The 8,443-nt window shown below is 74.9% G+C and carries 5 protein-coding genes; 2 read left to right on the top strand and 3 right to left on the bottom strand.

The genetic code is table 11. From position 1 onward, the window contains the following. The coding region (locus ACWF94_RS25685) for a hypothetical protein (RefSeq protein ID WP_453492979.1) at positions 1-492 on the top strand (492 nt) is incomplete at its 5' end. A 109-nt stretch (positions 493-601) separates the two neighbouring features. Here the strand turns inward: ACWF94_RS25685 and ACWF94_RS25680 are convergent. The 3 genes from ACWF94_RS25680 to ACWF94_RS25670 all read right to left on the bottom strand — a co-directional run bounded on the left by ACWF94_RS25680 (position 602) and on the right by ACWF94_RS25670 (position 7,742). Continuing rightward, entirely contained in the window at positions 602-2,692 is a 2,091-nt protein-coding gene (locus tag ACWF94_RS25680; RefSeq protein ID WP_453492976.1) for an FUSC family protein, read from the bottom strand. A gap of 170 nt (positions 2,693-2,862) precedes the next feature. Continuing rightward, the gene (locus ACWF94_RS25675; protein ID WP_453492973.1) at positions 2,863-7,353 is read right to left on the bottom strand and encodes a hypothetical protein; all 4,491 of its coding nucleotides are present in this window, start codon (positions 7,351-7,353) and stop codon (positions 2,863-2,865) included. Further along, positions 7,350-7,742, bottom strand: coding sequence for a CU044_2847 family protein (locus ACWF94_RS25670; protein WP_453492970.1), 393 nt, complete (start codon positions 7,740-7,742; stop codon positions 7,350-7,352). Before ACWF94_RS25670 ends, ACWF94_RS25675 begins: the two co-directional genes overlap by 4 nt. Before the next feature lie 138 nt (positions 7,743-7,880). Between ACWF94_RS25670 and ACWF94_RS25665 the strand changes: the two genes are divergently transcribed. After that, a partial coding sequence (locus tag ACWF94_RS25665; RefSeq protein WP_453492968.1) for a serine peptidase occupies positions 7,881-8,443 on the top strand: 563 nt, incomplete at its 3' end.

Raw genomic sequence — 8,443 nt, 5'->3', positions numbered from 1 at the left:
GTACGTACGTCCGTGACGGCGGCCGGGATCGTCGCCGCCGCCGCTCTCGTACTGACGGGATGCGGCAGCGACGACCCGGCGAAGGACTCGCCCAAGGGCAAGGAAACGGCTCAGGAGCCGGCCGCGCCCTCGCCCGACGCGGGCGACGGCGGCGGGGAGGTGAACGGCGATGTCACCGGCGCCTGGTCCGGCACGACCGACGGAAAGCGCGTCGACCTGGTCATCACCGGCAAGAAGGCCGCGCTGTCCGCCGACGGACGCGCCTGTACCGGCGAGGTCGCGGACCACGGCAAGCCGATGCTGTCGCTGAAGTGCGCGGACGGGAACAAGGACCGCACGATGGGGACGATCGAGTCCAACGACGGCAAGACACTGGTCGTGTCGTGGGACGCCGGGCTCAAGGACACCCTCGCCAAGAGCACCTCGGCGAAGCTGCCCGAAGGGATCCCCACGGGCGCGATCGACGAACTGCCGAAGCTGCCCGGCTCTTAAGGCCCTCCCGGCGAGAACGCCCGGCGGGTTCACGGCGAACGTTCCCGGCGGGTACGCGGCCGGGGTTCACAGCGTTCACAGCGTTCACAGCGTTCACAGCGGGGGTCCCCTACCCCCCGTCCGGGTCGGTGATATCCGTGAGCGCGTCGGTGAGTTCGTCCAGCGCCTCGGAGAGCAGCGCGGTCCCGCTGCTCAGCACCGGGTGAGCCACCTCCCAGCCGCCCAGCGCCGTACGCGTCCGGTCCCAGTTCGGGGCCCGGCGTTCGCGTACGGCCCGGGCGGCGCGCTCGGTGTCGCGGCGCAGTGCGTCGGCGAGGGCACCGGCCTCGGGGACGGGGATCGACCCGTGCTCGGGCAGATGCGCCTCAAGCAGCATGGCGCCGCGGCCCAGCCGGCCGAGCGCGTACCCGGCGGCCTCGGCGGCGGCGCGGGTCATGCCCCGGCTGCGTACCGGCTCGTGGATGGCCTTGGCGAGGGCGTCCTGCCAGGCGATGCGGGCGTCGCGGGCGGCGAGCAGCGCCCGGCGGATCTCCTGGCTGTCCCGGTCGGCGGGGCGGGCGTAGTGGTCGAGCACGGCGGCGACGTAACGGCCGTCGGCGATCAGCCAGTCGGCGAGCCGGCTGCGCAGCCGTGGGGTCTCCCACGCGGGGTACAGGGCGTACGCGAGCATCGCGAGGAGTCCGCCGAGGAGGGTGAGGAGTACGCGTTCGGGCACGGTCTGGCCCGCTTCCTCACCGCCCATGTCCAGCAGGAAGACGACATACGCCGAGATGCCGGCGCTGGCGGCGGCATAGCCGGTACGCATCGCCAGGTACACGCCGAACGCACACAGGACGGCCAGCGCCCCGGCGAGCCAGGCGCCGGGGTGGGTGGCCTGGACGACGGCGGTGGCGACTCCGACGCCGATGAGGGTGCCGCCGAAGCGGGCGACGGAACGGGCGTACGTCTGGGAGAAGTCCGGGCGCATCACCATCACGGAGGTCAGCGGCGCCCAGTAGCCGTGGCCCAGCGGCAGCGCGGTGCCGATGAGAAACCCGGCGGCCACGACGGCCGACACCCGCACGGCGTGGCGCAGCACCGGGGAGCGGCGGCGGAATTCGGCCCGCACCGAGCGCAGCGCGCCGGGGAGCAGCCGCAGCAGGGACGGCCGCAGCAGCGACGGCCTGGCGCGGTGCGGGCCCGACGGCCGGACGCGGTGCGGGCCATCGCCGGTGCCCTCGCCCCGGGCCTCCTCCACCACATCGTCCAGCAGGGCCGCCAGCCGGACCGCCGCCCGCCGGGGCGGTCCGCCGAGAATCCTCAGGGTCTCGGGTGTCTTGAGGACGGCGGCGCGTTCCGCCGGGACCCGGACGGGATCGCCGTGGCGGATGGCGCGGGCGGCGGCGTCGAGTACGGCACCGGCCGCGTCGAGCAGCTCCCGGCACCGGTCCCGCTGCGGCCCCTCCTCCGGCACGCCGACGGCCGGGTCGGCGAGCGAGGCGAGGACGGGCCTGATCCGTTCGGCGACTCCCCGGGTGCCGTGCAGCTCGGCCGGTCTGCGGCGGGCCTGCCGGGGCGTGACGGCCGCCGCGCTGCGGGCGGTCATCAGCGGAGCCGGGTCGAACGGTGCCCTCGGGTCGTGCCGCAGCCGCCGCGCGTAGTCCGCCTCCGCGGCGAGCGCGTCGGCGAGCGCGTCCCGCTGGGCGCCCCAGCGGCGTACGGGGAACAGCACGATCAGAACGGCCTGGACGACCCCGCCGGCCGCGATCACGGCCGCGTGTCCGGCCGCCGCCGCGACGGACGTCGGGAGCGTGATCGTCACCAGCATGATCGCGACGCTGGACGCGCCGATGATCCCGGCGGTCGGGCCGACGGCCCAGGCGAGACCCGTCGCGAACGTCCACAGCGCGAGCAGCGCCACGAACAGCGCGAGGTGGAAGGCGCTGAGGTAGCCGATGAACGTGGACACGGCCAGCGTGCCGCCGGAGGCGAGGGCGAGCACGGGCCGGGGCCGCCAGCTCCGCTGGAAGGTAGCGATGGCCGCCTGGAACGCGCCGAACGCGGAGCTGACCGCGACCACCGGTCCGAAGAGCGCGAGCGCGACTCCGACGACGAGCGCGAGCCCCGCTGCCGCGCGCAGGGCGACGAGGGGTTCGAGCTGAGCGCGTTCGAGGGTGAGTCCGGAGCGGGTGGTGTCCTTGAGCGCCCGGAGCCAGGTCATGGGGCCGAGATTAGTGGCTTTTGCCCGTTTCGCTTGCTTAAGGTGCGCTCTGTTGAGCTACATAAGAGCTACGCATGAGCTGCGTAAGAGCTACGCATGAGCTACGGACGCTTCACGGACCGGCGGTCACCCACCGCGTCGGCGGCCCACGCGGCGACCCGCGCCGGACTTCACCTGCCCGGCTCCCGCAGCACCACCAGGTCCCGCCCGAGGCCGATCGCCACGTTCCCCGGGGACGCCCACGCCAGGGCCCGGCCGGTCGACGGAAGGGCGAGGAGGGCGAGGGGGTGGCCGGCGGCGAGGTCCCAGGCGCGGAGGGTGGCGTCGGTGGCGAGGGTGAAGGCCGCGCGGTGGCCGCCGTAGCGCCCGGCGGCCAGCGCGGTGACGGCGGCGTCATGCCCGTGCAGGGGCTCCCCGAGCTGCTCGCCGCCCGCCGGGTCCCAGCGGCGTACGGTACGGTCCGCGCCGCCGGTCAGGGCGAGCGGACCCCGGGGGCCGGTGGTGAGGGACACTGCGGTGACGGCGCCCGGCAGCAGAACCGTGCAGTTGCGGACGAGGGCCTGTTCGGTCAGCTCCCAGAAGGCCACCGCGCCGTCCTCGCCGCCGGAGACCAGCCGGGTCGTGCCGTTGACCTCGGTCAGGGCGAGGCCGGTCACCGGGGCGTCGTGCGCCGTGGGATGCGCGCCGATCAGCGACCCTGAGGGCAGATCCCAGACGGCGACGGAGTTGTCACTGCCACCGGTCACCGCGACCGGGCGGCCGTCGAGCCGCCCCACCGTGAGGGCGTCGACCCGGCCGGTGTGACCGGTGAGGGGCGGTCCGACGGGCGCCCGGCGTTCCGCGTCCCACACCTGGACCGACCAGTCGGAGCCCGCGACCAGCACCACCGGACGCCGCCCCAGCCGGGTGAACGCGAGAGCCGTCACCCCGAGCCCGCCCGTGGTGATGCGGTGCACCGTGCGCCCGGTGCGCAGTTCGCGGACCCACACTTCGCCGCCCGACGCGCTGAACAGCACCCGGCGGCCACCGATCGACCCGGTGGTCACGGCGGTCACCGGGCCGGGGTGGCGTGCCCCGGACTCCGGGCCCGCCGGGGCATCGACGTCCCAGACCCGTACGATCCCGTCCGCACTGCCGCCGGCCAGCAGCCGCCGCCCGTTCACCGTCGCCGAACCGAGCGCGGTGAGCTGCCGGTTCGAGCCGCCGAGGATGCGCTCGGGTCCGCCGTGCGGCCTGTCCTCGGGCCCGCCGCGTGGCAGGTGCTCGGGCCCGCCGCGCAGGGGCCGCAGCGTGACCGATCCTCCGGTGGCCACGGCGGCCAGCGGCTCGCCCCCGTCCGCACCCGCGACGAGCGCGACCGGGCCGGAGTCGTCGCGCTCCTCAGGGCGTACGCCGTCGTCGGACGGTGTCAGCGGCACCGCCGGGAACTCCCCCTCCTCCCGCAGCGGAACGTCCCAGACGACGGGCCCGTCCACGGTCCCGGCGAGCACCACCGCCCGGTCCGGCCCGGTCTGGTGCACCGCGAGCGAGTGCACCCCGTCACGGACCATGTCACCGGTCAGCCGGTGCGGAAGCAGCACCCGCGGCCCGTCGAGGTCGATGAGCTGGATACGGCCGGAGTCGAGCGCCACAGCGAACAGCGGTCCCTCCGGGGGCGAGGCGATCGCCCGGACGCCGCTGAGAGCTGTTTCCCGGCGCGCGTCCGCGACCGGGACCCGGCTGTCCGAGATCCGCAGCAGTCCGGCGGGATAGTGGCGGACCCTGACCAGCGAGCCATCGGTCCGGCGCGCGGTGTAGGAGTCGCGCAGGCTCAGGAGCGTGGTCCGCCTCCTGGTCACGCGAAACGGCTCGACGGCACCGTCCGTACCGGGATCGCGCCGCGTGGTCCCGTACCGGTCCAGCCCGATCCACAGAGGGAGGGCGGCACCGGTCGCCAGATCCCAGGTCTTCGACCATCCGCCGCCCGTTGCGACCACCAGCGCCCGGCCGCCCACGACCGTGACCTCGACGAGCCGGGCCGCCCTCCTCGCCCCACCGAGGCGTACGACGGGCGACTCCTCCCCCGCCGTCCCCGACGCCCACAGCGGCGTCCACCCGGCGGTGTCCCGTACGACCAGGGCCGCGAGCCCGCCCCGGCCCGAGCGCATCGCGTCCACGGCGAGCACGGAACGGCGGGTGTCGGCGTCGGCGCCGGGCGTACGGTGCCGGTCGGCCGACATCCGGTAGACGGCGGCCAGTTCGCGGGCGGCGGGGGTCCGCAGCCCGGACAGGGCGGTGGCGGGCGGGCCGGTGTGGACGAGGAACTCGGGGTCGGCGACGAGTTCATCGGCCCGGTCCGCGTCGCGCGCGTGCTCCAGCGCGTGCCGTAGCTGGTACGGGACGGCCGACCGCCACCGGACCGCACCGCGGGGCTCCGTACGCAGCGGAGAGAGCAGGGCGCGCAGGACGGCGGTCGGCGCGTGGCCGCCGTCGGCTGCGGGCAGCGACCGGAGGTGGTCGACCAGTTCCTGGTGGAAGAGCCGGTAGAGGGTGGGTCCTTCGTGGTCGGGGGTGCGCCGCAGATAGAACCCGACGCGTTCCAGGGTCGCCGCGACATCGTCGGGGGCGGGGGCGGGGTCCTCCGGGACTGACGGGCCCTCCGGGGCTGACGGGTCCTCCGGGGCGCCGAACAGCACCGGGGCGATCACCCGGGCGAGCGAGGCCGGGATACCGGGGTGCCTGGCGTGGGCGATGGCGGTCAGCAGGGGCCGGGCCCAGGGGTCACCGAGCCGCGCCAGGTCGAGTTCCAGCAGATCGGCGGCGTTACGCGGCGCACGGGCCACCACCGCGTCGATCTCGCCGGTCCCGATCGCCCGTTCCGCGTCGAGGAGCTGGTGCAGCAGCAGCCGGGCCGGGAGATAGGGCCCGGGGTTCCCCGTGACGCCGCAGCCCGGAACCAGCGCGGCGGCCAGTTCCGTGCCGAGCCGCTCGCGCAGCGCTTCCTGCGTACCGGCGTTGTACAGCGGCGACAGCTCCAGATGCCGCCGGACGAACGCGGCGACGTCGTCGCGCAGTACGGAACGGTCCGCCTGGTCCAGATCGACCAGCAGGCCCCCGTCGCGGGCGCGTTCCACGACCGGCGCCGCCTCCTCGACCGTACGGGTGCCGATGAGCAGCCGGCACACGGGCCGTTCCGGGCGCCCTGGCCTGTCGCCCTTCGGCCGGGAGCGCGCATCGGCGAGCGGGAGCAGCAGCAGGTCCACCACATCGGCCGGGCGGACGGCCTCGTCCAGGGCGTCCACGACGATCGTCGCCACGGGACGGGAGGGCCCCGAGCGCCTGCGCAGGGCGTCGATGAGCAGGGCGGGGCTCCAGCCGGACGCCGGTTCGCGCAGCCCGAGCTGCCTGCCGATCGAGGCGGCCAGTTGTCCGGCGCTGCGGCCCCGGGCGTGCACGGCGGCGAACTCCTCGCTCCGGCCCGGCAGCCGCAGCGGGGGCAGCCGGTGCCACAGGGCGTCGCGCAGCTCGGGGTGGGCGGCGCAGACCAGCATGCCCAGCAGGGCGGACTTCCCGGTGCCGGGGCCGCCGGTGACGACGGCCAGGGAGGGCTCGGGTTCGGCGCTGTTCACCCAGGGGGTGAGGAGGTCCAGTTCGGCCTTGCGCCCGCTGAACAGACAGGCCGCTACGGAGTCGTCGGGGGCGCCGAACGCGCGGGTGATGTAGTGGAGCGCGTCGAGCACCGGGTCGAGTTCGGCGAGGAAGCTGCGCAGGGCGTCCTCGGCGCCCAGCCGGAGCCGGGCGAGCGCGGTGGGCTGGTAGCGGGGGTTGCGGAACAGCCGGAGCGCGGGCTCCTCGCCGAGCGCCAGCGGGGTGCTCTCCAGGTGCTGTGCCAGCCCGTTCGCGTCCCGCCACAACCGCTCCAGCGTGGCCCGTATCTCCCGGGTGACCAGGGAGACGGGGACGTACTCCAGGGAGGGATCGGTGTCCAGGCCGTCATGGCGCAGCCGTGCCAGTACGGCGGCGACGGCCTCGCTGAAACGGCCGTTGTACGCGGGCTCGCCCGGGGCCGCCGCCGCCAGTACCCAGGCCCGGCGGGCGTCCGCGCCCCGGTCGGCGGCCCGGCGCCGCAGCGACCAGGTGTTCCACTGCCAGCGGACGGCCGCCCCGGCGTGGCACACGTCCAGCATGACGAGGGCGGAGGGGTGATCGGGCCGTTCCAGGTCGCGGAGCCATGACTCGACGTCGAGCCCGTCGTGCGGGCCGCTGTCGTGCAGCGCGATCCGCAGCGAGCCGGAGGCGTCGGTGTGGCCGTGGCTGATCAGATGGACGATCAGTCCGCCGGCGGGCGGGGTGGCCCTCAGGGCGGTGTCGAGGGAGGCGCGGGTGTCCTGGTGGGTGGGGTCGGTGAGGACCTTGCCGCCGTGCAGGGCGTATCCGAGTGCGGTGAGGGACTCCCCCACGGCGGCGCCCCGGCCGTGGGCGAACTCCAGTTTCTCGTAGCCGGTGGGGCCCTGGAGCAGCGGTACTTCCTCCGCGTCGTCGGCGACCGCCTCGTGCTGGAAGGACCCGACGGCGACGACGACAGCGTTCTCCGCGGGCGGGCGGTCGCGACCGGTGACCTCCACCGGCGGGCTGTCGTGACCGGTCACATCCACCGGCGGGCTGTCGTGACCCGTGGTCATCCGTGCGACGGCCGGGGGCCCTCGTACGGCAGCGGGTGGCCCTCGTACGACGACGGCCGGGCGCCGTGGCTCTCCCGCCGCCAGGTGGCCCTGATCCGGAAGTGCCCGGAGCCGGCCCCGTCGGTGATCACCACCCCGGCGTCGGGGTTCATCCGCACACTGAACTCGATGTCGACCTCGTCCGGTCGCGGCCCCCCGGGGACATCCAGCACCCCGCGCACCACATCGGCCACCGCCGACCCGATGGTGCGGGACGCGTCGCCCAGGGTCGTGGTGGCCTCGTAGACCCCCCGGTGGTCCCGGAACGACCGGCCGATCAGCACATCGTCGTCCACCTCCACATTGACGACGCCCCCGCCGTCCAGCCGGAACCGGGATACCTCGCCCATCGCTCTCCTTCACACATGTTCACGGCCATCGGATATTCGGGGTACGCCGATGGGCGACACCCTCTAGGGTTCGATCACCCAACATAGCCGTGGAAGCGGCTCGTTGGGTGTTTGTCCACCGGGTCAGGGAGGGGCCGGATGCGCATTCTGGGAGTTCACGGGGTCGGAAACCACCGGCCGGGGGCGACGAGCGAGCAGGCGCGGGCACAGCTCGCCGGGATCTGGGCGCGGCATCTCGCCCACGGCCCCTTCGGGACGGCGGCGGCCGAGTGCGACATCGCCGTCGCCTACTACGCCGATCTGCTGCGCGAACCGGGCGAACAGGGCCCCGGCGGGACACCGCTGGAGGAACTCACCCCCGACGCCGAGGACCTGCTGCGGCTGTGGCTGGACGAACAGGGCCTGCCGGCCGAGGTCCCTCAGGGGTATCTCACCTGGCCACTGCGGCAGGCCCTGGGCTGGATCGCCGCCCGGGACCGGCTGGCCCCCGCGATGGTCGAGGCGTTCGTCGCCCGCTTCTTCAAGGAGGTCGCGGCCTATCTCGACACCCGTGGCCGCGCCCGCACGGACGCCCGCGCGGCACTCGCCACCGCGCTGGCGGACCACACCCCCCGGGTCGTGATCGCGCACTCCCTCGGCTCCGTCGTCGCCTACGAGGCCCTGTGGGTCCACCAGGGCCCGCCCGTCGACCTCCTGGTCAC

This window comes from Streptomyces sp. NPDC055078, from assembly GCF_053607985.1.
This window is presented reverse-complemented; position numbering and strand designations above follow the sequence as displayed.